At 66.1% G+C, this 21963-nt stretch carries 26 protein-coding genes and 3 pseudogenes; 6 read left to right on the top strand and 23 right to left on the bottom strand.

The window, feature by feature from the left end; translation table 11 throughout:
• Window positions 1–89: 89 nt before the first annotated feature.
• From ACRXBZ_RS37955 to ACRXBZ_RS37850, 22 genes and pseudogenes are all read right to left on the bottom strand, one after another.
• Window positions 90–413 (bottom strand): gas vesicle protein K, encoded by a 324-nt coding sequence (locus ACRXBZ_RS37955; protein ID WP_433883191.1) that lies wholly within the window; start codon window positions 411–413, stop codon window positions 90–92.
• A complete protein-coding gene (locus ACRXBZ_RS37950) occupies window positions 406–642 on the bottom strand; it encodes a gas vesicle protein (protein WP_433883190.1) in 237 nt (78 codons plus the stop codon). Before ACRXBZ_RS37950 ends, ACRXBZ_RS37955 begins: the two co-directional genes overlap by 8 nt.
• Complete coding sequence (locus ACRXBZ_RS37945; protein WP_433883189.1) at window positions 639–1421, bottom strand: GvpL/GvpF family gas vesicle protein; 783 nt, start codon at window positions 1419–1421, stop codon at window positions 639–641. Before ACRXBZ_RS37945 ends, ACRXBZ_RS37950 begins: the two co-directional genes overlap by 4 nt.
• The gene (locus ACRXBZ_RS37940) at window positions 1414–1878 is read right to left on the bottom strand and encodes a gas vesicle protein (RefSeq protein WP_433883188.1); all 465 of its coding nucleotides are present in this window, start codon (window positions 1876–1878) and stop codon (window positions 1414–1416) included. The genes ACRXBZ_RS37945 and ACRXBZ_RS37940 overlap by 8 nt, the downstream gene beginning before the upstream one ends.
• A complete protein-coding gene (gene gvpO, locus ACRXBZ_RS37935; RefSeq protein WP_433883187.1) occupies window positions 1875–2324 on the bottom strand; it encodes a gas vesicle protein GvpO in 450 nt (149 codons plus the stop codon). The genes ACRXBZ_RS37940 and gvpO overlap by 4 nt, the downstream gene beginning before the upstream one ends.
• 4 nt (window positions 2325–2328) lie before the next feature.
• The gene (locus ACRXBZ_RS37930; protein WP_168588241.1) at window positions 2329–2580 is read right to left on the bottom strand and encodes a gas vesicle protein GvpG; all 252 of its coding nucleotides are present in this window, start codon (window positions 2578–2580) and stop codon (window positions 2329–2331) included.
• 2 nt (window positions 2581–2582) lie between these two features.
• The gene (locus ACRXBZ_RS37925; RefSeq protein WP_433883186.1) at window positions 2583–3389 is read right to left on the bottom strand and encodes a GvpL/GvpF family gas vesicle protein; all 807 of its coding nucleotides are present in this window, start codon (window positions 3387–3389) and stop codon (window positions 2583–2585) included.
• The gene (gene gvpJ / locus ACRXBZ_RS37920; protein WP_433883185.1) at window positions 3386–3808 is read right to left on the bottom strand and encodes a gas vesicle protein GvpJ; all 423 of its coding nucleotides are present in this window, start codon (window positions 3806–3808) and stop codon (window positions 3386–3388) included. Before gvpJ ends, ACRXBZ_RS37925 begins: the two co-directional genes overlap by 4 nt.
• Window positions 3809–3812: 4 nt before the next feature.
• Window positions 3813–4880 carry an SRPBCC family protein gene (locus tag ACRXBZ_RS37915; RefSeq protein ID WP_433883184.1) on the bottom strand — a complete coding sequence of 356 codons (1068 nt, stop codon included), beginning with the start codon at window positions 4878–4880 and terminating at the stop codon, window positions 3813–3815.
• A gap of 116 nt (window positions 4881–4996) precedes the next feature.
• Complete coding sequence (locus ACRXBZ_RS37910; protein WP_433883183.1) at window positions 4997–5713, bottom strand: hypothetical protein; 717 nt, start codon at window positions 5711–5713, stop codon at window positions 4997–4999.
• Window positions 5714–6108: 395 nt separating this feature from the next.
• Window positions 6109–6537: a hypothetical protein gene (locus tag ACRXBZ_RS37905; protein ID WP_433883182.1), complete on the bottom strand. Its 429-nt coding sequence runs from the start codon at window positions 6535–6537 to the stop codon at window positions 6109–6111.
• A 142-nt stretch (window positions 6538–6679) separates the two neighbouring features.
• Window positions 6680–6922: a hypothetical protein gene (locus ACRXBZ_RS37900; protein ID WP_433883181.1), complete on the bottom strand. Its 243-nt coding sequence runs from the start codon at window positions 6920–6922 to the stop codon at window positions 6680–6682.
• Window positions 6923–8348: 1426 nt separating this feature from the next.
• Window positions 8349–8555 (bottom strand): three-helix bundle dimerization domain-containing protein, encoded by a 207-nt coding sequence (locus ACRXBZ_RS37895; protein ID WP_433883180.1) that lies wholly within the window; start codon window positions 8553–8555, stop codon window positions 8349–8351.
• A gap of 107 nt (window positions 8556–8662) precedes the next feature.
• Window positions 8663–9412 carry a cation transporting ATPase C-terminal domain-containing protein gene (locus ACRXBZ_RS37890; RefSeq protein WP_433883179.1) on the bottom strand — a complete coding sequence of 250 codons (750 nt, stop codon included), beginning with the start codon at window positions 9410–9412 and terminating at the stop codon, window positions 8663–8665.
• A complete protein-coding gene (locus tag ACRXBZ_RS37885; RefSeq protein ID WP_433883178.1) occupies window positions 9400–11592 on the bottom strand; it encodes a cation-translocating P-type ATPase in 2193 nt (730 codons plus the stop codon). The genes ACRXBZ_RS37890 and ACRXBZ_RS37885 overlap by 13 nt, the downstream gene beginning before the upstream one ends.
• On the bottom strand, window positions 11481–12995 hold the full coding sequence (locus ACRXBZ_RS37880; RefSeq protein WP_433883177.1) for a heavy-metal-associated domain-containing protein: 1515 nt from the start codon (window positions 12993–12995) through the stop codon (window positions 11481–11483). The genes ACRXBZ_RS37885 and ACRXBZ_RS37880 overlap by 112 nt, the downstream gene beginning before the upstream one ends.
• Window positions 12996–13685: 690 nt before the next feature.
• Window positions 13686–13847 (bottom strand): hypothetical protein, encoded by a 162-nt coding sequence (locus ACRXBZ_RS37875; protein ID WP_433883176.1) that lies wholly within the window; start codon window positions 13845–13847, stop codon window positions 13686–13688.
• Window positions 13844–14920 carry an MFS transporter gene (locus ACRXBZ_RS37870; RefSeq protein ID WP_433884097.1) on the bottom strand — a complete coding sequence of 359 codons (1077 nt, stop codon included), beginning with the start codon at window positions 14918–14920 and terminating at the stop codon, window positions 13844–13846. Before ACRXBZ_RS37870 ends, ACRXBZ_RS37875 begins: the two co-directional genes overlap by 4 nt.
• Window positions 14921–14928: 8 nt before the next feature.
• The gene (locus ACRXBZ_RS37865; RefSeq protein ID WP_433884096.1) at window positions 14929–15324 is read right to left on the bottom strand and encodes an MmgE/PrpD family protein; all 396 of its coding nucleotides are present in this window, start codon (window positions 15322–15324) and stop codon (window positions 14929–14931) included.
• Between the two features lie 165 nt (window positions 15325–15489).
• Window positions 15490–15962 (bottom strand): annotated as a pseudogene (locus ACRXBZ_RS37860) (M24 family metallopeptidase); the annotation flags it as partial.
• Between the two features lie 29 nt (window positions 15963–15991).
• Window positions 15992–16522 carry a hypothetical protein gene (locus ACRXBZ_RS37855; protein WP_433883175.1) on the bottom strand — a complete coding sequence of 177 codons (531 nt, stop codon included), beginning with the start codon at window positions 16520–16522 and terminating at the stop codon, window positions 15992–15994.
• A gap of 50 nt (window positions 16523–16572) precedes the next feature.
• A complete protein-coding gene (locus ACRXBZ_RS37850) occupies window positions 16573–16947 on the bottom strand; it encodes a hypothetical protein (RefSeq protein ID WP_433884095.1) in 375 nt (124 codons plus the stop codon).
• A 62-nt stretch (window positions 16948–17009) separates the two neighbouring features.
• Here ACRXBZ_RS37850 and ACRXBZ_RS37845 point away from each other — a divergent pair.
• The 5 genes and pseudogenes from ACRXBZ_RS37845 to ACRXBZ_RS37825 form a co-directional block, all read left to right on the top strand.
• Window positions 17010–18140 (top strand): annotated as a pseudogene (locus ACRXBZ_RS37845) (transketolase-like TK C-terminal-containing protein); the annotation flags it as partial.
• A gap of 20 nt (window positions 18141–18160) precedes the next feature.
• On the top strand, window positions 18161–18625 hold the full coding sequence (locus ACRXBZ_RS37840; RefSeq protein WP_433883174.1) for a biotin/lipoyl-containing protein: 465 nt from the start codon (window positions 18161–18163) through the stop codon (window positions 18623–18625).
• On the top strand, window positions 18508–19041 hold the full coding sequence (locus ACRXBZ_RS37835) for a 2-oxo acid dehydrogenase subunit E2 (RefSeq protein WP_433884094.1): 534 nt from the start codon (window positions 18508–18510) through the stop codon (window positions 19039–19041). The genes ACRXBZ_RS37840 and ACRXBZ_RS37835 overlap by 118 nt, the downstream gene beginning before the upstream one ends.
• Before the next feature lie 260 nt (window positions 19042–19301).
• Window positions 19302–19709, top strand: coding sequence for an Hsp20/alpha crystallin family protein (locus ACRXBZ_RS37830; RefSeq protein ID WP_433883173.1), 408 nt, complete (start codon window positions 19302–19304; stop codon window positions 19707–19709).
• 131 nt (window positions 19710–19840) lie between these two features.
• Window positions 19841–20326 (top strand): annotated as a pseudogene (locus ACRXBZ_RS37825) (heavy metal translocating P-type ATPase); the annotation flags it as partial.
• A gap of 221 nt (window positions 20327–20547) precedes the next feature.
• Here the strand turns inward: ACRXBZ_RS37825 and ACRXBZ_RS37820 are convergent.
• The gene (locus tag ACRXBZ_RS37820) at window positions 20548–20814 is read right to left on the bottom strand and encodes a DUF3040 domain-containing protein (RefSeq protein ID WP_433883172.1); all 267 of its coding nucleotides are present in this window, start codon (window positions 20812–20814) and stop codon (window positions 20548–20550) included.
• Between the two features lie 318 nt (window positions 20815–21132).
• Between ACRXBZ_RS37820 and ACRXBZ_RS37815 the strand changes: the two genes are divergently transcribed.
• A complete protein-coding gene (locus ACRXBZ_RS37815) occupies window positions 21133–21957 on the top strand; it encodes a universal stress protein (RefSeq protein ID WP_433883171.1) in 825 nt (274 codons plus the stop codon).
• Window positions 21958–21963 lie beyond the last annotated feature (6 nt).

Here is a 21963-nt window from a genome sequence, read left to right as displayed (position 1 = left end):
CCCGCGCAAAATGCGTCACATGACCAGCGCCACGGCGTGGGCGCAGAAGCCAGCCGCGAATCGCGATCAAATGACAGTTTCCGTTGTGGTTAGTCATCGCGACGTAGCAGAGGGCCGAGTGGCCCGAGGTCGAGGTTGAGGTCCTCAGCGGCGAAGCCGAAGCGGTCGCGGAGTTCGGCCATCGCCTCTTCCAGCTTCATCAGAGCCAGGCCCAGCTCTTCCACCTGGTCCTCGTCGAGCCCGCCCGCATCCACACGGCGCAGGGCCTGCCGTTCCATCAACTGGCGCAGCAGTTCGACGATAGTCAGGACGAGCCGGACCAGGTCACGTTGTACCGACTCCGCGTCGGTTTCGATGCGGTGCGGCAGTCCCCGTTGCCTCTCGGGTCGGTGGTCACGCGAAGATTCACCCATCGTCGACCTGCTCCCACGAGTCGGCATCCACCGTGACCTCGTGGATCGAGGTGATGATGGCCCGTAAAGACACCCGCACCAAGTCGACACCCGCCAGCGAGATGGTTACGTCGCCGGCCAACACGACGCCGCCCGCCAACAACCGGTCGAGCAGGTCGACGAGTGCGATCTCCCGGGAGTCGCGAACTGTGAGCGGGCTGATGTCGCGGCCCGCGTCAATCGCGCTCACCGCTGATCCGCACCTTCCACCATCGCGAACGAATACGGGGCCCACGGTCCGGTCAGCTCGATCCGCAGGGCGCTCTCCGCGGCGATGCTCTCCACCGCCGCTATGAACTCCTCGGTGCGCGCATCGTCTACCAGGTAGGCACCGTTGAGCACCATCAATCCCTGATAGCCCGCGAGATCACGATTCTGCGGCGGGTGTACCCGGTTCGCATGCGACAGATCGCTGAGCGCATCGTGGATCTCCTCGGCTTGCTGCAACGCATCGCGCTCCGCCTCGGCCTGTCCCTTCCGCCGTTCCCGGAGCTTGCCGAGGTATGCCTGCCCCGGCCGCTCCTGGGACCCTCCGGGACCCGAGGCGGTGGGCTCCCGCTGCTCCCTCTTGCTGACGTCAGCGAACGCCTTGACGCCCCACTCGGCATGACCGGAGATAAGCTCCAGGATGTCGGCAAACGCGGGTCCGCGCTCCGCGAGCGCGGCCCGAACGCGGTCATCGTTGTAGTAGACCGTGGCCAGGGCCAGCGGGGCGACAGGGGCGGCGCTGATCGCGGCCTCGACGACCCGGCTATGTGCCCGGACCGTAGTTTCCAGCCACCCCATGTCTTCCAGGTTCTTGCGCAGCCCTTGCTCGCCGAACTCGCCGGCGTCGACAGTGCTGACAAGTGCAGCAAGGCCACCGGAAGTGACCAGACGGACCTCCGACCCGGCGATTCCTGCCACCCGCACGGAAATGTCCACGCCCGCTCGCAAGATCGCGTAGACGTAAGAAAGCGTTTCAGCCACGGTCCTGCTCCTCGGTGCTGCGTTTGCGCACCTCCCGATGAGGTTCGGGGAACGGCTCGTCCGCACCTTCCTCCAGCGCCGCCTCGGTCGTGCTGCGCCCGGATTCGAGTTCGCGCACCTGTGATCGCAGCGACCGGTTCTCTTCGACTAGGTCACGGTGGCCGGAGGACAGCGTCGGGTCGTGCTCCCACCAGTCGATCCCCATTTCGCGGGCGCGCTCAACCGAGGCGACGACCAGCCGGAGCTTGATCGTGAGAAGTTCGATGTCCAGCAAGTTCACCTGGATGTCACCGGCGATGACGATGCCCTTGTCCAGGACCCGTTCCAGGATGTCGGCAAGGTTCGCGGACTGCGGTTGTGCGGACGTCGCTCGCTCGCCGTACCACGTCGGTGCGCGGGCACCGCCTCCTCGCACTGCAGGAGCGGTGGCCCGGTCGCTGCCGTCATAGCCGTTCATCGTTCGTTGCCTCGCCCTCTGGCATAACGGTCGACCCGGCGGTAAGAAACGAGATCACCGTCGTCGTCCAGTTCAGCCTCGTACACGGCCAAGATGTCGGCCGTGTCCGGAACCCGGCGGCTCTCGACCACCTCGACGCCCACGACCCAGCCCGTTTCGGACCGCTCGAGCGAAGTGACGCCTTCCGGCTGCCGACCGGTCAACTCGTGCACTTGGCGTACGGCCAGCCGGGCCACCTGGGCCGCTTTGAGTGAATGCTGTTCTTGCGCTCGGCCTTTGTCATCGTCGCTGTCGTGTTTTTGGCGCGCCCGCTCCGGCTTCCGGCCCTGCTCCGGGCTGCTCTTGGTTGTCGGCGTCCTGGATGCCGGCTGCCGCGGGGGGTTGCGCCGACGGCGCTCCGCCGGCGGCTCGCGATCTCCTGATCCCTCGCGCCGCACCGTAGCCACCAGGTCACATCTCCTCTCCTCGACGTCGCCGCTGCGCCTCGAACAGCCTGTTCAGCAAGTCTTCGTGCAACCGGTCGCGTTCCGAGTCGGACAGCGCACCGGCCGCGTAGGCATCGTCGACGTCCGCAATCTGGCGCTGGATGAGCGCGGGGTCGTAATACTGCTGTTCTGCGTGCTGCTTCACCTGTTCGGCAACCCACACGACACCCCGTACTGGTGCCAGGGGCAGCGTGAGAAGCCCGGTGATGAGTCCCATGTTCAGGCCCCCGGCAAGAAGTCGTAAGGCGCGAGCGGACCGATCAAGCGCAGGTCGATCCGTCCCGCCCACCACTCCCCCAGTTCGTCCACGGCTTGCTCGAACTGCGGGATCTCCTCGCGATCGACTAGGAACGTGACGTGCACGGCATCGTCTTCGGCTGCGACCGCATGTGAAAGTGAAGCAGCGGAGGACGGTTCGAGCGAGGCTATCAGCGTCTCCGCATCGGATTCGCGTTTCTGGGCAACGGCGTTGCTGACAAGTTCACCCAGCCGCAAGCGCTCTGCGTAGCCCGCGTCTTCCGGCAGACCGCTGAGATCTTCGCGAAGCTGTCGGACTTCGGGTACGTCAGCCACGATCTCGCGCAGGTGCGCGCTCTCCGCGTATCTGCCCCGAACGGTGAACTGAACGAGTCCTTCAAGTTCGGTGAGCATGGCCTCGAAGTGGTCGTGGTGGGGGTCCAGCAGTTCCTCGACGACCGCTTTCTCAGTTGTCACGACCGAACCAAAACGCATCGGTATCACGGTCGTTTCGGCGGCGAGGGTGTCGAGGACACGCTCATGCGCAAGCAGATCCTCACGGGTGCCGAGCGGTCGAACCAGCCGCACCTCGCTGATCAACGCGGAGAGTTCGCCGCGCGAGGCCAGCACCACCTTGGCCTTGTCGTCCCCGACAGAGGGAAGCTCGTCCGGCAGCTCTTCCCGACGACCGATGATGCCGTAGACATACACGGCTTTCTCGGTTCCTTCTTGCTCGGTGCCTTCTTGCTCGGTCCGGACACCTTCGGCGCGCCTCGCGTGCGTGGTCATCGTTCACGCTCCCGATTCCGCGGTTCCCTGCGCTTGACGGGCTGCTTCTCCCGCCTCTCCGCCTGATCACCACTCCGGAATTCGTCGAACTTGTCCTTGGCAGCGTCGATCACTCCCTTGGTCTTGCCTTCGACGCCGCTCTGCGTCATGCCCTCCATCAGCTCCGGAAGGTCCTTGCCGCCCTTCTGCTCCAGGTCCAGTCTGTTGGTCGCCTCGGCGAACCGCAGGTAGGTGTCCACACTGGCCACTACGACCCGCGCATCGACGGTGGCGATCTCGATTCCCACCAAGGAAACCCGCACGAAGAGGTCGATGACGAGTCCCTTGTCCAGGATAAGTTCGACAACCTCCGCCAAGTCGCCCGACGATCCGCGCTGCACCGGCGATCCGCCGCCCCCTTGCATGCTCGCGACGGTCATGTGATCACCTTCTCCGGCTGGACGTCACCGCTGCACGGCGACGCCGGCCGCGCTGGCCTTCGTCTTCGCGGGCTTCGTCCTCTTCGTACTTCTCCTCGCCTTCATCCTCGTACTCCTCGGCTTCCGACTCTTCGGCCCTCTCGTTTTCTTCGTCGCCGTACTCGCCCTCCTCTTCCTCTCCGTATTCCTCGGCTTCTTCCTCCCCTTCGTCGCCGTACTCGCCCTCCTCACTGCCCTCTTCGGCTTCGCCGTACTCGCCCTCGTACTCTTGCGGCTCTTCCTCGCCAGCCTCAGGGCCGTACTCCGCGTCTTCTTCCTCTTCGCGCAATGCATCTTCGTGGGTCTTAACGACCTCACGATCCCGGATCTCGCCACGCCAACCTTCGACCGCGTCCTGCTCCAAGATCGTCCGCGTCATCAAGTGCCGCTTGATGTACTTGAAGTCGGCGCGAACACGGCGGCCCTGCGCGCGCCACATGTACGCGGTCTTCTCGAAGAACCCTTGCGGGTAGTACTCGATGACTAGCAAGATCCTGGTCATATCCGGCGCGAGCTCGTGGAAGGTGACGGAGCCGTCCACTGTCCCCTTCGCGCCTGTTGAAGTCCACACGATCCGTTCGTCGGGAACCTGTTCGACGATGGTGGCTTGCCAGCTCCGCTTCGAGAGGAAGATCTGCGCCTGCCAGTTGACCTTTTCGTCGGACTCCTGATCCACGCTGAGGACTTTCTTCGTCATGCTCGGGAAATCCTCGAATCTGGTCCACTGGTCGTACACGACGCGAATCGGCAGCCCAACATCATTGTGCTCGATGATGTTCACTACCTTGGACTTCCCCTTCTTCCCTCCTTTTCCGCCGCCCATGCCCAGTGCGCCTTTGGCTTTTTCTGCCATACCCGTGAACCCGGCCTTCAGCGCCGACTTAACCGGGGATCCTCCTTCTGCCAGCTCCTTGCTGCCCGTAACCGCTGCCATCAGTCCGGCGCCACCGTTCTCCGCCGATTCGCTCAACCGTTCTGCCATTTCTTCGACCTTGTCGCCGACGAAGCCGGCCGCACGCTCCCCGGCCGACATCAGTAGCTCCTTGGCGCCGGCCTTCAACGGCTCGAGCGGTAGATCTCGCAACAAGCCACCCGATCTGGATGCGCGATTTTCGCTGGACGGTTGCGCCATGGTCATCACCCAGCCCCTCAAGACGTCTTCCTAGGAGCAGACCGCTTGGACCTGGGGGTCGCCGCCTGCTTGCGCTGGCCCTGTCCCGCCGAACCGCCGCTCCGGCTCCCAGCCCGTCCGCTCGAACCACTAGAGGACTTGCCTTGCGCACTGGATCGCGACGTCCGCACGGTTTCCTTCGCCTCGGTGGCAGACCTCGCCAACCGACCGCTCAAGGGTGCGGAGTGTCCGGACGTGCGGTGGCGTTCCGTTCTGCCGTCTGAGGACTGCTCCGCAGCCTGTTCTTCTTCGTCTCCCCCGGACTCGATCTCATCCTCTTCCGCTGCGGGAGTCCCTTCCGAGTTCGCCCTCCGCCGCATCGCCTTCTTGCTGAGGCTGGTCACTTCTTTCCCGGCGCCCGAGAGCTGCTCTCCGGCCCCTTCGACGTTGACCGCACGCAACCCGGCGGCACGCTCCGTTAGGCTGTCACCAAGCGATTCGATCTTGCTCGTCGCTGCCGCCAGCACGGCTGATTTGGCCGCGTCCAACAACCGCTCTCGTGCCTCTCCCGTAAGCTTCTGCACCTCTGGGGACGCTCCTAGCAGTTTGCCGCCCTTGGCCAGCAGCTCCTTGGGATCTGCGAAACGTCGTCCCGCCAGCATCCCCGCGGCGGTGATCGCGAGCTTCATCTTGCGACTGCGCCCGAGGGCATAACCGACGGCTACTGCCAGCGCAATTTGAGGTCCGGATTTCATATCAGCTCCCCTGCCCCGAAGTGCCGTGAGGGCCTGTTGCCCGCAGTCACGATCAACTCACGCAACCGAGTGCAGCCAGTGTCCGGCGCTACTATCTTGCAATCGACCTAGCGTCGAATCCCGATCAGCCGACTACCACGATCATTTCAATAGGCTACCCACCCACTGACCGCCGGACACCTCCGCCACGGGTCGATTTCATGATCGGTTCTGATTTTGAAATTCATCAACCATCGCGGCTGTCCCTCACGATGGAATATGCCTAACTCGAAATCGAGATCACCGGACTACGCCGGCCCCAGGAGTTCCTCGTCCACTCACCCGGTCTTGTAGCGGCCATGAAGATTCGGAGAATGCAGTAGCCTTGATTTAGATGGCCGTGGCTCGGTACCGGGTCAGCGTTGAGCCCCCTTCTTCGCTGCCTTCTTCGCTTTGGTCTTGGGTGCCTCGCGTGCGGCCGGGATAGCACCCTCTGGCGGAACGATTGTCTCGTCCCTGCTCTCGCCCAGCGACGCAGCTCCTTCCCCTGGAGTGCCTTCGCCAGACGGCTGCTCGGCTTCGCTGGATTCGAGCGCGACCGAGCGAGTCATGCGATACGCAGCGTATGCAGCGCCGGCGCCAGCCATAACGCTTGCAGCGGTCACACCTGCGCGCTGAAGCCGTAGCCTTCTGTGATTCGAGGCTGCCCGGCGGCGGCCAGGCATGCTGCTCAGTTTCTTGCGTGCCAGCAGGCGCGCGAACCGCAAGGCGGCTTTCCCCATGCGCCATCGGCCCAGCAGGTAGCCGACGAAAGCTGCCAGGTACACTTTGATCCGGACCAACATCACGACCCTCCCGATGCCAAGATCGCGGTATGCACGCCAACGTCCGAACACTTAAAAAAACTATTCGTGCGGGGCTTCCCGACACTGTCAGTCGGTGAAGGTTCAAGAGCTGTTTGCGATGCAACTCTGAATCACCCCACAATCACCATAAAGTAAAAAGTTCCTCACTGCGCCGAACCCGCATCGTCCTGATCACCGCAACAACGATCAGGAACAACAAGAGCAGCACGAGCAACACGGGCCCCAACAGTAGGACGAGGGCAAGGCCAACAACCAGGAGGACCTTGACCTTGACGCTCAGTCCGGTGACCGCGGCCTTCACCGCCGGCCACAACGGGTGCTTCCCCCTAATAGCAGCGGAAACCCCAGCCAGTCCAGATTGCACGCTCGGCGAACTGCTCGCCGAGTTGGCGAGTTTGTCCAACCAGGCGGGAACCTTTCGGTGTAGCACCTCGGAGCCCTTGACCAGCAAGTCACGGACGATCCGCCCAGTGGCCTCCCGTAGCCATCCGGCCAATCGCGCTAGGAATTTCCGAGGCCTGGCCCCGGCCTTGCCCAGCGAAGCCATGCACCGAGGCTACCCCACTGGTGCCTGTCGATAACCGATCCAGTGCCCCAGCTGGTCCGGGGCGACGACGGGCACAAGTAGTTCACACTTCGTGGTTTCAACCGCCGGAACTGGGGAACACCGAGCGCGACAGCTCGGACATCGCCGAGGTCGAGTATGCGCACTTATTGGGCGGACGCGATCTCCGGCAATGTGATCAGCGCCGGAGGTTTGCGATGACCCGGATCAAGGTGTTTCTGGCGATCGTCATCGGTTACGTGCAGAGGTGGTTGATGAAGCTTAAGCTGCGAATGACCGCCCGAAACGTGGGCCGGAAGCTTCGCCATACCGTGGGTAGGAAGTTGCCGAACGTCCCGCTAGTCCGTGAGCGGACCCAGCCCGTTTCGAAGCGCGCTGGTCGGACCATTTCCGACGCGGCCACGGACCTGCCTAAGTCCCGCACTGGACAAGTAAAGGAAAAGAAAGGCGAATCCGGTAGGCAGGGACGGTTCGGACGGCTGCGCACAGGCGTGACCCGCAGTATCGGGATGGTCTTGGCTACCACAGGCGGCGCCCTTACCCGGGCCGGTGAGAGGCTGAAGGGCTCCGACGACGGCGCTCGAACACCGACCGATGCCGGCATGGCCCGCGGCATGGCCCCGCAAGCCAAAGGTGCCGCAAAGGAAAAGGAAGTCCGACCGGCGTGCGGGGCCGACCGGCGCACCTCCAGGCCGCGCACCGATAAGACACATACCAAGAGCACACCGAAAGAAACCGGTTCCCACGATGCGACAGCGCACGGAACAGGAGAGAGCGGCAAACCGGTTCGTAAGCGGCGCAGCCCGGTGCGGGCACCACACCCACACCCACCCGCATCCGGCAAGAGAAGCACCCCCCACCACGAGTAGGCAGACATCGCGCCGAGCATGTATTCGTGCCGTGCGGAAGTGTGCGAACTGTAGGTTGTGATCACCTCCCGTCTCCGCTTCTGCGTTCCGAGGTGGTCCGTGCGCGGTTTTCGGGGCTACAGCGCCTGAAACCGCTCACGACACTCGTGCTGGCGGTCGTGCTGGTCTGCGGTCATCCGGCAGCCCCAACATGACCGGGGTGTGCTCGGCGACCGCATACCGCAGCTTGCGCTGCCGATCACGCCAGACCAACGAAGATCGCACACCCTTACGTTTCCGATCAATAAATCCGGGGGCCTCCGCACCACGTTCCTCCGGTGAAGCGGCCTGGCCGCGGTGTCGGTGCCGCTCGCGTGCTATTGCCGTGTTCGTAGTCTTTCCTGCGCGCGTCGGCGTATGAGGATCGGCAGGAAGGTTCCTATCGTGGCTTGCGGTACCAGCTCGGCGGCCGCGGTGTTGATCGCGTGCAAGATCTGTCCGGGCCGCGCGTCGGGGAACTGGCCGGACAGTTCTTCCCGTACCAGGTCCAGTTCTCGTTGAAGCCGCGCGTGATCGATCCCCATCACGAGTTCATCGCCCGTCGGCTGGAGGTCTTGTCTGCTCGAAGTTGTCCCGAGTCGGGCCCGACGATGGCTGCGGTGACGGGATCTTGGCGCTCACACACGGCGGTTCACCATTGTTGGAGCAGGAGGCTGAGGGCGGTGGCGGCGGTCGTTGCGCCCGCGGCGATCATCCAGCCGTGCGGGAGTAGCGGGCTGGACCCGAAGAATTGGCTCAGGCCGGGTGTCTGGACGACGGCGGCCAGGGCCACGAACGAGACAAACGCACACCCCACGACCAGTGGTGTCCGTCCGCGCACGACCAGGGTCTGTCCGAGCTGGGCGGCGACCAGCGCCACGAGCGCGACCGTGTTGGCCTGGCGCAGGGTTCCGGTCGCCCTGCCCAAGATCCACGCACAGATCGCGGCCCCGGCGGTCACCGCGGCACGGCGGTAGATGTCGTGGGTCAACGCCGCGCCAAGCGAGGCTTCGGGGCCTTCGGCCAGCAGCATATCGGCGGTGATCGTCGGCGGTGGCCTTACCGCGATCGCCATCGCCGGGAGGATGTCGGTGAGCAGGTTGACCAGCAGCAGCTGCCGGGCGTTGAGGCTGCCCCCGCCGTTGATCAGACCGGTGACGACGGTAAAGCCGATCTCGCCGAGGTTGCCGCCGAGCAGGATGGCCAGCGAGTCGCGCACCGATGCCCACATGGCGCGGCCTTCCACGATGGCGTCGACGATGGTCTCGATGCGGTCGTCGGTGACCACGAGGTCGGCGGCCTCACGCGCCGCAGGAGTTGCGCGCTGCCCCAGCGCGATGCCGATGTCGGCCAACCGGATCGCCGGGGCGTCGTTGGCGCCGTCCCCGGTCACCGCGACCACACGGCCGTTGCGCTGCAGGGCCTCGACGATGCGCGCCTTCTGTGCCGGGCTGACCTCGCGAACACCGCGACGGTGGCTACTTCCGCCGCCAGCTGCTCGTCGTCGAGGGTGTCCAGTTCGGTGCCGGTCATGACGCGGCGTTCGTTGAGCGCGTTGAGTTCGGCGGCGATCGCCTCGGCGGTGCTGGGGTGATCGCCGGTGACCATCACGACCTCGACACCGGCCCGCTGGAGCTGTGCGACGGCGGCGGCCGCGGTGGGCCGTACCGGGTCGGCCAGCACGACGAATCCGATCAACCGCAGATCCCGGATCCGGGACTCGTCGAGATCACTGCGATCCGAAGCAGCCCGCTCGGCGACAGCCAGCACCCGGTAGCCCTGCCGGGCGAGGTTTTCGGCAACACGCTCGACGCCTCGACCAGCGGTACCCTCCAGCGGCACGTCGCCATCTGGTCTGCGCCACCGGGTGCACTGGGCCAGCACGATCTCCGGGGCACCTTTCACACTCAGCAGATTGCCGTCGCTGAAGGTGCCGAGCACCGCGTGGTAGCCGCGGGAGGGCTCGAAGGGCATCTCGTCGATCGGCACCCAGCCCTCCTTGCCTTCGGCCGGGTGCACTCCCGCGCCGCGCGCGCCATCGACGACCGCGCGATCGGTGGGATGCGGGAGCAGTTCACCGTTGTCCACCAACGGACTTGCCCGCAAAGCACCCGCGAGCACTCGGCGTTGCACTGTGGAAATGTCCTCGAGCCACCGGCTCGACGCGCCGTCGGATACCCGCCGTAGCGCGATCCGCCCTTCGGTGAGGGTGCCGGTCTTATCGAAGCACAACACCTGCGCCCGGCCCAGAGCCTCGATCGTCGCGGAGTTACGCACCAACGCCCCGCGTTTCGACAACCGCCGGGCAGCCGCGAGCTCGGCGACGGTGGCAACGAACGGCAATCCCTCGGGAACGGCCGCCACCGCCAGGCTCACCGACCGCCCCAGCGATGTCCCCAACCGACGCCCCCGCAGCATGTCCGTGACCAGCAGAACCCCACCTGCTCCCAGGCAGACCGGCACCGTCACCTTCGCCAGCGTCTGCAGGCGAGCCGCGACACCATCTGCACCTCGTCGGACCTCAGGCCCGATCACGCTGCCGGCCTCGGTGTTCGCACCGATCGCGACCACGACACCCACGGCTCGCCCGGCGGCGACCGCGGTGCCCCGGTAGATCATGCAGGTCCGGTCCGCGACCGGCACCGCCGGAGTCGCCGTCACTGTCTTGGTGACCAGCATCGACTCGCCGGTCAGGCTCGACTCATCGAGCTCCAGCCCGTCCGCCTCCAGGAGTCGGCAGTCGGCCGGAACAGCATCCCCGGCCACCAACTCCACCACATCACCGAGCACGAGCTGGTCAGCGGGCAACTGCGTCACGTTTTCCTTGCGGCGCACCACAACCCGAACAACGCTGGCCGCCAGCAGCTTGTTCAACGCACGGTCCGCGGTGATACGTTGCACGCCGCCGATCAACCCGTTCATTCCCAGCACGCCCAGGATGATCGTCGCGTCCGCAACGGCACCGATGCTCGCCGAGATCGCGGCCCCACCCGCCAAGGCAGGCGTCAACGGACTCGCCAGCTCTTCCAACGACGCCCGCAGCACACCCATCCGGCCGAAGTCCGCTCCTTCGTCATGATCCGGGAAACGCTGGTGCGCCGCATCACCGGTCAGGCCCTCTGGTGAACTGTCGAGCAAGTCCAGCACCGTGCCGGGCGCCATCGCATGCCAGGCAGTGCGCGGCACGGCGCGCGGAACCGGGCGCCACGCAGCCTGCATCCCCCACCACGTCCCCGCTCCCAGCGCGATCGCCGCGCACACGGCCACCGGAATTCCAGCACGGGCCTGACTCCCGATAGCGGGCCCGAAAGCGGCTAGCGCCGCCCCGCCGACCGAACCGATCAACGACAGCTGCGCGCTGCGCCTGCTGACATGACGCGCGGTCGACACGTTGCGCAACAACGCACACGGCTCCCCCAGGCTCGCGCCCGCGATCAGGTGCGCACCCCACGGAACCTCACCATCACGGGTCACACCGAAACCGACATCCGCAGCCGCCAGCGCCGCCCGCGCATGCGAGGACACCACAGCGACGACACGGCCCTCCCGCTGCATCTCCCGCACAGCCGAAGCAAGCCGCACCCCACCCGCAACCACGCGATCAACACCGATCTGCGCCGCCAACCGGCCCCATCCCCAGCGACGACCACCGACCCGACCCCGCGAGCTGCCGCGACCAACTCCTCGGCGAGAGGATCCAATTCCTCGGCGGCAAGGACCCACGCAACCCTCCGCGAATCGTGGCGCAGCGCGAACACCTCAATGCCGGGCCCCGCCGCGCCACGCACATCAGAAGGCAACCGCGACTGAGCCACCGAAGACAGCGACCAACCCTCACGCCGCGTTCCATCCGCCTTGGTCACACCGACCAAGTGGTGCGCCCGTTCCCACAGCTCAACGACCGCGTGATCGCTCTGCGCGGGAATCACGTCGTGCACCAGCCGAGCACCAGTGCGCACAACGCCGGCGTCGATCACCACCGTGTCGACCCGGTCCAACCGCCGCAACACCCGGGGTTCGAACACCAGCGTCGTCCGCTCGGACAACCCGTACCCGAGCTGAGCCGCGAACGCGCCCCGGCCCACCAAAGCCGCGCGCGGCGCGCCCGCGACCAACATCGCTTGCGCACGCTGAAAGCTCCGCGTCACCCCGAGCATGCCCGCGAACGCCGCCGGCCCGGCAAGAGCCGAACCGTTCGCGGCGCGCTCGACCGGGCCATCGGGCAACGGCACAGGGCGCGGCCGAACCGCCACCGGCTCACTGCGGTGACTGGCGGGATGCCTGCCGACGCCGGCTTCCCACCGGGCCCAGCTACGCTGCGCGGCCTGGGTCTCCCGCAACAGAAAAAACCGGTACGCCGATTCCGCCAGCAAACTCGACCGGCGCTGCGCAAGCGTGTTCGCCACCGCGCTGCCGATCCCGAACAGCACATCGGTGGCCGTCTTGCCCAGCCGGGTTTCCAACGGCCCCCGGACCCGGGAGGCCGATTCCCCGGTCGACACCAGCGCCGGAACAGACGGCGGCAGGGCGGGCAAGGGCAGCAGTTCGGCCCCCATCGTGATCGCAGCGCCGGCCAGGTTCGCGCCCAGCATCGCCACCTCGGCGAACACCTTGACCGGATTGTCCGGATGATCTGCGCTGACCGTGGCGAACGGTTCCCCGTCCAGCCCCGTTTCCGCCTCGGCGTCCTCCACCGCGCCCACCAGCTCGGCGATCCCCACCAAGTCCGGATCGTGCCCGATGACCACCCGCCCCACGGCGGCGTTGATCTCGACCCAGGCAACGCCCGGCACCTTCTCCAGGCGCCGGACGATCCGCTCGCCGGCTTCCTCAGTCCCCGGCTGATGAACACCGCGCACCTCTACGTGCGCACGCCCCTCCGACGCCCACGCCCGCCGCCCGCTCTCCAAGCCCGCGATGCTCCTCGCGGCGGCCGCCACCGGAGCCACGATCTGCGAGGCCAACACGCCCAAGGTACGCAGCATCGAACACCCTCAACTGCTCGACACGCAGCCGGCCGACGCCCGTGGCACCCCCGCGCCGGTCGCCTCCACAACCGGCCATTCGAGCACCCAACCGTCCCGCACCGCGCGGGCCGCGTCCCCCCCACTACACCGCACCCAAACATCGGGCCGACGAAACTCCGCCGCGACGGGCAGGCCGACCGTCCCGGCTCGCGACCACGCCCCATGTCGCCGCGCGCCTGCACCAGGCGTTGCGTTCTGCGCTGTCCTAGCCACGACTACCTCCCGCGCACAGATACCGTGGTGAATCCGAGCGTAGGGCCGGCGAGCGAAAAGCGAACCTCGAAACAGCCGTACATCCGTCCTCTCCGTGGCCCGCGAGCCGATCAACGACAGCGACGGGCTTCGCCCCGCTGTTCGACCCGCCAACACGCCAGTACTGCTGAGCTGAGAGAGGATCCAGCACATACAATCCGCAGGAAACTCTTTCTGATCGGCCTGGCCCGCGATGAATTCGAACTCTACCTGTTCCCGCTCGCGAACCAGGCCGCCGCTTTTTTCAAAATGCGATATACATCTGGGCCTGGGCATAGCCCTTGCGCAGCTTCTCCAGATCCGCCCGGCGAACTCCGTCGACTCGCCATCCCCGTCCTTCCTGCCGCCGGTGAACATTATGATCACTGTCGACGGAAGCGGGATCACTTCAAACCGTTATTCGCCGTTGCGCCGTTCGAACTTGAAGGCGCCGTACGGGAGGTAGCGTTCGTGATCGACGCCGGACGCAACGTCGTAACGCGACGCGGCTAGCTTGTCCGGCGGCCGCGGCGCCGGCGTATCGGTCACCTCGGCCATGCTCGGAATGGTCAACGTCATTGTTTTGCCTCTTCCCCCACACTGGCACTCTCGACACCGGCACGGATGCCGCGCGCGGGTCGATCATGCGGCCGCACCGCGGATCCCACAGCCGATGCTGACTGCGATCGCGACCAGCCCGTACAGCATGATCGGCACCCACGAATCGGTGAGCTCGAGCAGCGACGCGGCGACGAACGGGGCGATTCCACCGCCGAGGATGCCCGCGAGCTGGAAGCTGAACGACATCCCGCTGTAGCGCATCCGGTGGAGAACAGCGTGGACATGATCCCGGCGTACGGCGCCCAAAAGGCCTTGCCGGCGATGCCGTTCGTCAGCGCCACCACCAGGATGGCGAGTGTCGGCCGCCCGGTGTTGAGCAGCGGGAAGAATGCGGCTACGCCGATGGCGAGCCCGACCAACCCATACACCGACAGTCTGCGCGCGCCGACCCGGTCGGCGAGCGCGCCCATCAACGGCGTGGTGATCACGGAGACCCCGGCCGCCGCCATCGTCGCGGTGAGCACCACGGTCGTCGGCATGAGCTTCTCGTGCGTCACATACGTGATGGCGAAAACGGTGACGATGTAGAAGGCTATGTCGTTGCCCATTCGGCACCCCATAGACAACACGAAGTTGACCGGCCGGTCGCGCAGCACGGTCAGCAGCGGCCGCCGCACCGCGGCCTTGGTGTCCATGCTCCGCTGGAACTCCGGCTGCTCCACAGCGAGAAGGACGGAACCGGCCCACTCCCCACCGAGCGCCAACCCCTGCACGAGCCGGCACGCCACCAGCAGGGCCGGCGCCCACATGCCGACCTCGCCGTATGTTGGGAGCAGCCCGATGCCACCGGTGGCGATCCCCATCAAAACCAGTGTCACGAATAAGACAGCACGACGGCCGTAACGGTCACCGTAGTGGCCAGCGATAGCCGCACCAACCGGTCGGGCGACGAAGCCGACACCGAACACGGCGAACGCACTCAGCACCCCCGCACTGGGCGAGGTGCCAGGAAAGAACAGCCGGGGGAACACCAACGCGGCGGCTTGGCCGAAGATGAGGTAGTCGTAAAACTCCAGCGTGCTGCCGACCAGGGTCGCCGTCAGATAACCGCGGAGAGGAATGTCCGTCCACTTGCCCCGCTTGCCTCGGCCGAGGCAAGCGCCGCGGGAATGACCGCGATGCCAGGGTGGCCGTGCGCCCTCCTCATGCCGTCGTCGCATTGCAGCGCATGCCCAAGCAGACCGTTCAAGCCGGCGGCGTCGCTAGCCGACAACCTTTCCTGCATACCGAGGACCGAGCAACCAGTCATTGCCGACCGATTCTGAGTGGATCGCCCCAGTTTGCTGCGCAGCGCGATTCGACCCACTTCGGTTTGAGATCCACCGATCGCCAACGCGACCAAATCGAGTACGCACTCCTCAGCGCGCCTTATTACCGGCAAGCCGCCTTGACCGGCCGCTGCGGCTTCGGAACAGCGGGCTGCAAGCGAGCCCATGAGACTTGGTCCGTTCATCGGACTTCTAGGACGCGCAGGTGCCGGCCTGTCGACATCAACGTCTCGTAGGTGTCGGTGACGACGACCGTGTCTTCGACCTGGAGACCCGCCCCAGCCGAGCTCGTAGTAGGGCGTCTCGATGCACAGCGTCATGCTGGCCTCAAAGACCGTCTCGTTCTGGGCAGTGAGATTGGGGATGTCGTATCCCTCGATGCCGATTCCGTGCCCGACATGATTCCGCTCGTAGTCCGGGAGGTCGGCGGACCGGGCCACCTCCATAGCGCATGGTAGACCTCCCGCGCAGCGACGCCGGGCCGGATCTTCGCCAGGGCCGCGTCCTGACCTGCGAGGATTGCGTCGTAAATTCGGGTGTGCTTCGGGGTCGGCTCGCCGAGCACCGCACACCTCGAGATGTCGGCACGGTAGTGCTCGTAGTAGCAACCGGCATCGAAGCGGATGATGTCGCCGATCGACAGCTCGTAGTTCGACGGAGTGGCACTGGACAGGGCGGACCGTACTCCGCATCCCAGGACGGTCAGGGCAGGGTCCGCCCCTGCATCGATAAGCTCCCGAAGGAACACCTTCGACAGTTCCGTCTCGGTCACTCCGGGTTTTACCTCGGCGAACGTCGCCTCGATCGCTCGCTCGGTGGCCTGCGCAGCCTTGGTCAGCCGCGCAACCTCGGCCGCGGTCTTGACTGCCCGTATCTTCCTGGACGCCTCGCTCGCCGGAACGATCTCGCACTGAGGAAGCAGTTCACGCAGCTCTCGGCCAGTACAGACGGCGTGATCCCGAACTCGTCGATGCCCAGACGGCCGGCGGTCAGTCCCATCTTCTCAATGGCGTGGGCCAGCGCCTTCGCCGGTCCATCCCCATACGGAGAATCAAGCAGGTCGCTGAGACGCTTCTGCTCGGCCGAGACCCAGTCACTGTCGAGCCCATGGCTCGTTACGGATCCCGTCAGCGAGAAGAAGCCATAACGGACGACGTTGTCGATCCAGACCTGCTGGCTGGCGAGAAGATCCAGCGTCCCGGTCCCCACGACCAGCCAGGAATCCTCCTGCAGCGCCTGCCGGGACAGCGCGAAATACACCTGAGGACCCCGCCGAAGCCACTGTGGCAGGGCCCAGAAGTTGCTCGAGTACGTGACATTCTCGGGCGTCGTCGCAATCAGTGCGTCGACTCCGATCTCCTCCATGACCCGGACTGCCCGCGTCGTGTTAAGCAGTCGGCCCGGTGCTTCATCGTTCACGTCGCATCATTCCTAAACTTTCGGAGTTTGCGGGAGTCGATCTTCGGAAATGACTGCAGTTCTTTGGGAGCGGCCCACCGGAAAGACCCAGCTACCGTCGAGGGCCACCTCGGTCGCGCTTCCGGGTGTTGACGTCCTTGAGTCCGGACGATGTAGGTGCTCCCTGCGCGAGCTATCCCTACTGTTCCGAATATCGGGTTACTACTCCGCATAACGGGACACGCCCATGATGAAGCGGCTTCCTCAAGCACCCGGTGTAGCTGATACTGGCTACCGATCTCGAATGCGTGCAGGCCGATGCGGTACCAGCCGCCTGGCTCTCGCTCCAAGAGCCCCGTGGAGACGAGGGTCTGAGCGATCCGGGAGACCACTGTCTTTCCGAGCCCTACCTGCCGGGCGATCTCGGCCACTCCCACAGACGCCTCCAACGGTGCCGACCGATATCGGGCGCACCCCGTCCGGGACGGCGACGACCCAGGCCGCCCTGGGTCGGGTGCTGTTGGATCTCACGCGCGAGGCGCCGGACGTCGCCCGCCGCGTGGTGACCGTCAGCCCCGACGTCAGCTCGACGACCAACCTCGGTGGCTGGGTGAACAAGGTCGGGGTGTGGTCGCTGACCGAACGTCGGGATTGGTTCGCCGACGACGCCGAGACCATCCTGCACTGGCGGGAGAAGCCGACCGGACAGCACATCGAGCTCGGCATCGCCGAAGTGAACCTGGTGAGCCTGCTCGGCGAGCTGGGCGCGACCTGGAGCCGGTGGGACGAGCCATTGCTGCCGATCGGTGTGCTCTACGACCCGTTCGTCGAGCGGGCACTGGAACCCTGGTCCTACGGCATCTACGCCGGAGGCCAGTCCATCCTGATCGGCACCCCATCAGGCGTGTCGCTGGCGCCAGAAGGCGGTGCGCACCAGTCCATCAAGACCCCGTCCATCGGGCTCGAGCAGCCCGGGTGCGTGACCTATGAGCCGGCGTTCGCGATCGATACATAGTGGACACTGCTGGCCAGCCTCGCCCGCCTCGGCGGGCCGGACGGCAGCTCGGCCTACCTGAGGTTGTCGACGAGGCCGGTCGATCAGTCTCTAGCCGCCGTGCCCACCGACCCGGCGGCACGGGAGCGCCGGCGCCGGCAAGTGGTGGCAGGTGCGTATTCGCTGCGGCGGCGGGAAGGTGCGCGGGTGACGATCGCCGCGATGGGTGCCGTGGTGCCCGAGGCGCTCGCGGCCGCCGACCGGCTCGAGGCCGCAGGCACGATCGCCGACGTCATCTGCGTGACCAGCCCCGACCTGCTATATCGCGCCGTGCGCGCGCGCCAGGGGTTTGAGCAGGCAGAGTCGTGGATCGTGGACCAGGTGTTCGCTGCGGACCGGGCGACACCGCTGGTCACCGTCCTCGATGGACATCCACACACACTGTCGTTCCTGGCCACGATTAACCGGGTGCCGACTTCCGCGCTTGGAGTCACGCGGTTCGGTCAGTCGGGCTCGCTCGAGGACGTGTACCGCTACCACGGGCTCGACGCCGACAGCATCGTCCGTGCCGCCCTCGACCTCGCCGAATAACGTTTGGAGAACGACGTCCAATGAGCACCCATGTGACCATGCCTGCGCTCGGTGAGAACGTGACTGAAGCCCTTATCACCCGCTGGCTCAAGCGGGCCGGCGACACCGTTGCTGCCGACGAGCCTTTGCTCGAGGTGGCGACCGACAAGGTCGACACGGAAGTGCCTGCACCCTTCGCCGGCACGATCCGCGAGCTGTTGGCCAAGGAGAATGACACCGTCGCGGTGGGCGAACCGCTGGCCATCGTCGAGCCCGCAGGGGCAGTGCCCGCCTCGCACAGTGACGCACCGCCTGCTCCGGAACCAGACACGCCGCCGGGCGCACCGGCACGAGGCTGTCTTTCCTGCCGTTCTTCGCCAAGGGCGCGATCGAGGCGCTGCGCGAGCACCCTATGCTCAACGCCTCGGTCAGCGACGACAACACCACAGCCACCTACCACTCCGCCTGTCACCTCGGGATCGCCGTCGATACCCCGCGTGGGTTGATGGTGCCCGTCATCCGCGACGCGGACCGCCTCGATGTCGAGGGGCTGGCGGTCGCCATCGCCGACGTCGCCGGGCGCACGCGAGATGGCCGGATCAGCCCGGACGAGCTAGCCGGCGGCACGTTCACGATCACCAACACCGGCAGCCGCGGCGCGCTCTTCGACACACCGATCCTCAACCCCCCGCAGACCGGGATCCTGGGCACCGGAGCCATTGTGGAGCGCGTGGTTCCCCGCCCCGACGGCACGGGCGGGCACACGATCGCGGTGCGCTCGATGGCCTACCTGTCCGTCAGCTACGACCACCGGCCGGTCGACGGCGCCGACGCCGCTCGGTTCCTGTCCACGATCAAGAACCACATCGAACGGGCTGATTTTCCAAGCCAACCAGACAGCGCGCTTTCACACGTTTCGTGATTTGAAGGTGGCTTACCCGTCCGGGCTGTCGAACCTCGCGACGGCGCTCAGGTGACCGCCGTGAGCGCTATTGGGTGCCATAGCACCCACAAACACTCACGGGCTTGTCATCGCGACACTCCCCCGGCACCACGGGTCCAAGTTCAACGCCGCCCGGGTACCCGCGATGCGTCCGGTCGGAACGGGCCGGTCGGCCCTATTCCACAGGGATGGCAAGACGGACCGTAGACGTTGTCCATCTTTCGCGAACGGAGGACACCATGACCAGCTTGCAGCCTCGGCCGAGCCTGGGCCTGCCTGACATCTTCCAGATGTTCGAAACCGAGTGGCCCTTCGGTGAACGGCATGCGATGCGCGTGGAGACCTACACTGAGAAGGACGAGTTCGTGGTCCGCTGCGAACTCCCCGGCGTGGACCCCGAAAAGAACATCCACATCAACGTCGAGGGCAACCAGCTCAAGATCACCGCGGAGCGCAAGCACGAAGAACGCACCGACCGGCACAGCGAGTTCTACTACGGCTCGTTCAGCCGCACCCTGCTGCTGCCGACCAGCTGCAACACCGAAGACATCAACGCCGAGTACGAAGCGGGCATCCTCACTATCCACATGCCACGCCGAGAAGCCGAGACCCGCAAGGAAATCCCGGTGATGCGCAAGGGCAAGTGAACGACTGGAGGGCGTGGCGGACAGCGGCCGCGCCTTCCCCAGCGCGGTGCTGGACTCACTGGACTTCTCGTCTTCGTCGAAACCCTCGGCAATGCCAGCGGAATCCGCATCGACGAAGACAACAACGACAAATGATGTCCGAACCACGCTCAGTACCCAGGTGGCCGAACGCTGCTCGCCGCGTTCGGCCGTGGTTCGAGCCAACCCTTCTCGCTGTCACTGCGGGAGCGTTGCTGCTCGGCGTCATCGCCTGGGCGGTTGGCGCCGCCAGCACGGCCGGCGCGGCGTGGGTGGCCGGAACCGCGGTAGCGATCGTGCCCGCGCTGACGTGGATGGCGCACGCGCTGTGGCGCGGACGTACCGGGGTAGATCTCATCGCCGTGCTCTCGCTCGGTGGGACCCTCGTGGTGCACGAGTACCTCGCCGGATCGCTGATCGCGGTCATGTTGGCGTCCGGGCAGGCCCTGGACGCCGCGGCGCAGCGCCGGGCCTCCCATGACCTGCGCGCCTTGATGGAACACGCGCCGCGGTTCGCCCATCGATACGCGGATGGCGCGCTCGAAACCGTTGTCGTGGACCAAGTGAGCGTCGGCGACCTGCTGGTGGTGAACCCTGGCGAGGTCGTGCCGGTGGACGGCCAGGTCGGAAGCAGTGCCGCAGTCCTCGACGAATCGGTGCAAGGCGGGGGTGGCGGATATGCATGCGTTGCGAGCAGCGCCTGCGGACGCTCCCGTTCGACGCGCGGACTAGCCGTGCAGGTGTGCGGGCTCGCCGGTCAGCTCGGTGAGATAGATGTCGACCGACCAGTGCTCTGTCGTGGGCATCGCGAAACTCCTCGTCATTCGGTCTGGATCTGCCAACTCTCGGACATGAACAGCGCTGCGGCGAGTGCCCCGGCAACGAAGAATCCGGTACCTTCGTTGAACACCACGCACAGCAGGGCGAGGAACGCCGCCACAATTCCGAGAGCCCTGCGAACCGTGAGCCACCCCAAGACCTTCATGAATGGGCGCACATGGGTCATCCTTTGCGCGAACTCCGGGTCTTCGGAACACAGCTGCCGCTCGATCTCCTCGAGAAGGCGCCGTTCGTAGCGTCTCAGCATCGGAACCTCCCGAGGTGCACCAAGCGAACCGAACCTATGAGGAAGATGACGGCGACCTTCCCACTGCTCGAGTCGACGCCTCACGATGAAGGGCGGAGCCAGCGCCGCAGCAGAGTCCAACGTCCCCACACCATGCGCTGTTCGCGGCGAATCGGTGCCAACGCCTGGTCGGAGCCACCGCCGCCTACCTCGCGCCGACCGTGATCGCTGTCGCCATCACCGAGAACCGCGGCCCCACTAGCACTAGCTAGGGCCGAGTGGCCTTATGTGCCGAAGATGGCCCGGGGTACCCAGGAGGCAGGCAGTGGGAGGTTTGGCATGGAGTCGAGTGGGCGGGTTGTCGTCGGAGTGGATGGCTCCGAATCGTCGCTGACGGCCGTTCGGTGGGCTGCTGGAGAAGCCGATCTGCGGCCCGCTAAGCAGCTGTACGTCGTGATGGCGTCCGGTGACCCGATGTGGGACGACGAGGCATGGGAAATCCTCGGGCCCGTGACGGACCAGATCGCAGGCGACCACCCGAGCCTTGAAGTCTCCTCGGACGTCGTGCCCGGCGACCCCGCGGACGTCCTGCTGCAGCTCTCCGACGGTGCCGTGCTGGTAGCGGTCGGTTCCCGCGGACGAAGCACGCTGGCCGCGACCTTGCTGGGCTCGGTCAGCGCCAAGGTGGCTACCCACGCGCGGTGCCCCGTCGTCGTGGTCCGGAGGCGCCGCGAGGGCGGCCCGGTCGTCGTCGGGCTGGACAACTCCCCGCACAGCGGCGCCGCCCTGCAATACGCGTTCGACGCCGCGTCCCGGTTTGAGTCCGGGCTCGTGGCCATGCAGGTATGGCAGGACATCGAGTACGCGCCGGTCGTGCCCCGCCTGGAATACGAGCTGGCCGATCTGCACGACGAAGCATTGCGCTGGGTGGCAGAGCAGCTCGCTGGCTGGGCCGAGTCCTACCCGAATGTGCCTGTCCGCAAGGTCGCCCAGCGGGGACACCCGGTCGCCGAGCTCGCCGCCGCAGCCGAAGATGCACGGCTGCTGGTTGTCGGGCACCGCGGACGCGGCGGGTTCACCGGACTGCTGCTGGGATCGGTGGCCGCCGGGGTGCTGCACCACGCCCCGTGCCCGGTCGCTGTCGTCCGTGACACGAAAGGTTGAGGAAGT

The organism is Saccharopolyspora hattusasensis (genome assembly GCF_050972075.1).
GTDB classification, from domain to species: Bacteria; Actinomycetota; Actinomycetes; order Mycobacteriales; family Pseudonocardiaceae; genus Saccharopolyspora; species Saccharopolyspora hattusasensis.
Note: the sequence above shows the minus strand (reverse complement) of the source record. Positions and strands in the feature narration are given on the sequence as shown.

Bases quoted from the DNA above. Each gene is read 5' to 3' on its own strand.
- ACRXBZ_RS37955 (WP_433883191.1), bottom strand. From the start codon at position 413: ATGGGTGAATCTTCGCGTGACCACCGACCCGAGAGGCAACGGGGACTG.
- ACRXBZ_RS37940 (WP_433883188.1), bottom strand. From the start codon at position 1,878: ATGAACGGCTATGACGGCAGCGACCGGGCCACCGCTCCTGCAGTGCGA.
- ACRXBZ_RS37930 (WP_168588241.1), bottom strand. From the start codon at position 2,580: ATGGGACTCATCACCGGGCTTCTCACGCTGCCCCTGGCACCAGTACGG.
- ACRXBZ_RS37925 (WP_433883186.1), bottom strand. From the start codon at position 3,389: ATGACCACGCACGCGAGGCGCGCCGAAGGTGTCCGGACCGAGCAAGAA.
- gvpJ (WP_433883185.1), bottom strand. From the start codon at position 3,808: ATGACCGTCGCGAGCATGCAAGGGGGCGGCGGATCGCCGGTGCAGCGC.
- ACRXBZ_RS37915 (WP_433883184.1), bottom strand. From the start codon at position 4,880: ATGTCGGCCGGGGAGCGTGCGGCCGGCTTCGTCGGCGACAAGGTCGAA.
- ACRXBZ_RS37910 (WP_433883183.1), bottom strand. From the start codon at position 5,713: ATGAAATCCGGACCTCAAATTGCGCTGGCAGTAGCCGTCGGTTATGCC.
- ACRXBZ_RS37905 (WP_433883182.1), bottom strand. From the start codon at position 6,537: ATGTTGGTCCGGATCAAAGTGTACCTGGCAGCTTTCGTCGGCTACCTG.
- ACRXBZ_RS37895 (WP_433883180.1), bottom strand. From the start codon at position 8,555: ATGGGGATCGATCACGCGCGGCTTCAACGAGAACTGGACCTGGTACGG.
- ACRXBZ_RS37880 (WP_433883177.1), bottom strand. From the start codon at position 12,995: ATGCTGCGTACCTTGGGCGTGTTGGCCTCGCAGATCGTGGCTCCGGTG.
- ACRXBZ_RS37875 (WP_433883176.1), bottom strand. From the start codon at position 13,847: ATGACGTTGACCATTCCGAGCATGGCCGAGGTGACCGATACGCCGGCG.
- ACRXBZ_RS37865 (WP_433884096.1), bottom strand. From the start codon at position 15,324: ATGGGCTCGCTTGCAGCCCGCTGTTCCGAAGCCGCAGCGGCCGGTCAA.
- ACRXBZ_RS37855 (WP_433883175.1), bottom strand. From the start codon at position 16,522: ATGGAGGAGATCGGAGTCGACGCACTGATTGCGACGACGCCCGAGAAT.
- ACRXBZ_RS37840 (WP_433883174.1), top strand. From the start codon at position 18,161: ATGAGCACCCATGTGACCATGCCTGCGCTCGGTGAGAACGTGACTGAA.
- ACRXBZ_RS37830 (WP_433883173.1), top strand. From the start codon at position 19,302: ATGACCAGCTTGCAGCCTCGGCCGAGCCTGGGCCTGCCTGACATCTTC.
- ACRXBZ_RS37820 (WP_433883172.1), bottom strand. From the start codon at position 20,814: ATGCTGAGACGCTACGAACGGCGCCTTCTCGAGGAGATCGAGCGGCAG.
- ACRXBZ_RS37815 (WP_433883171.1), top strand. From the start codon at position 21,133: ATGGAGTCGAGTGGGCGGGTTGTCGTCGGAGTGGATGGCTCCGAATCG.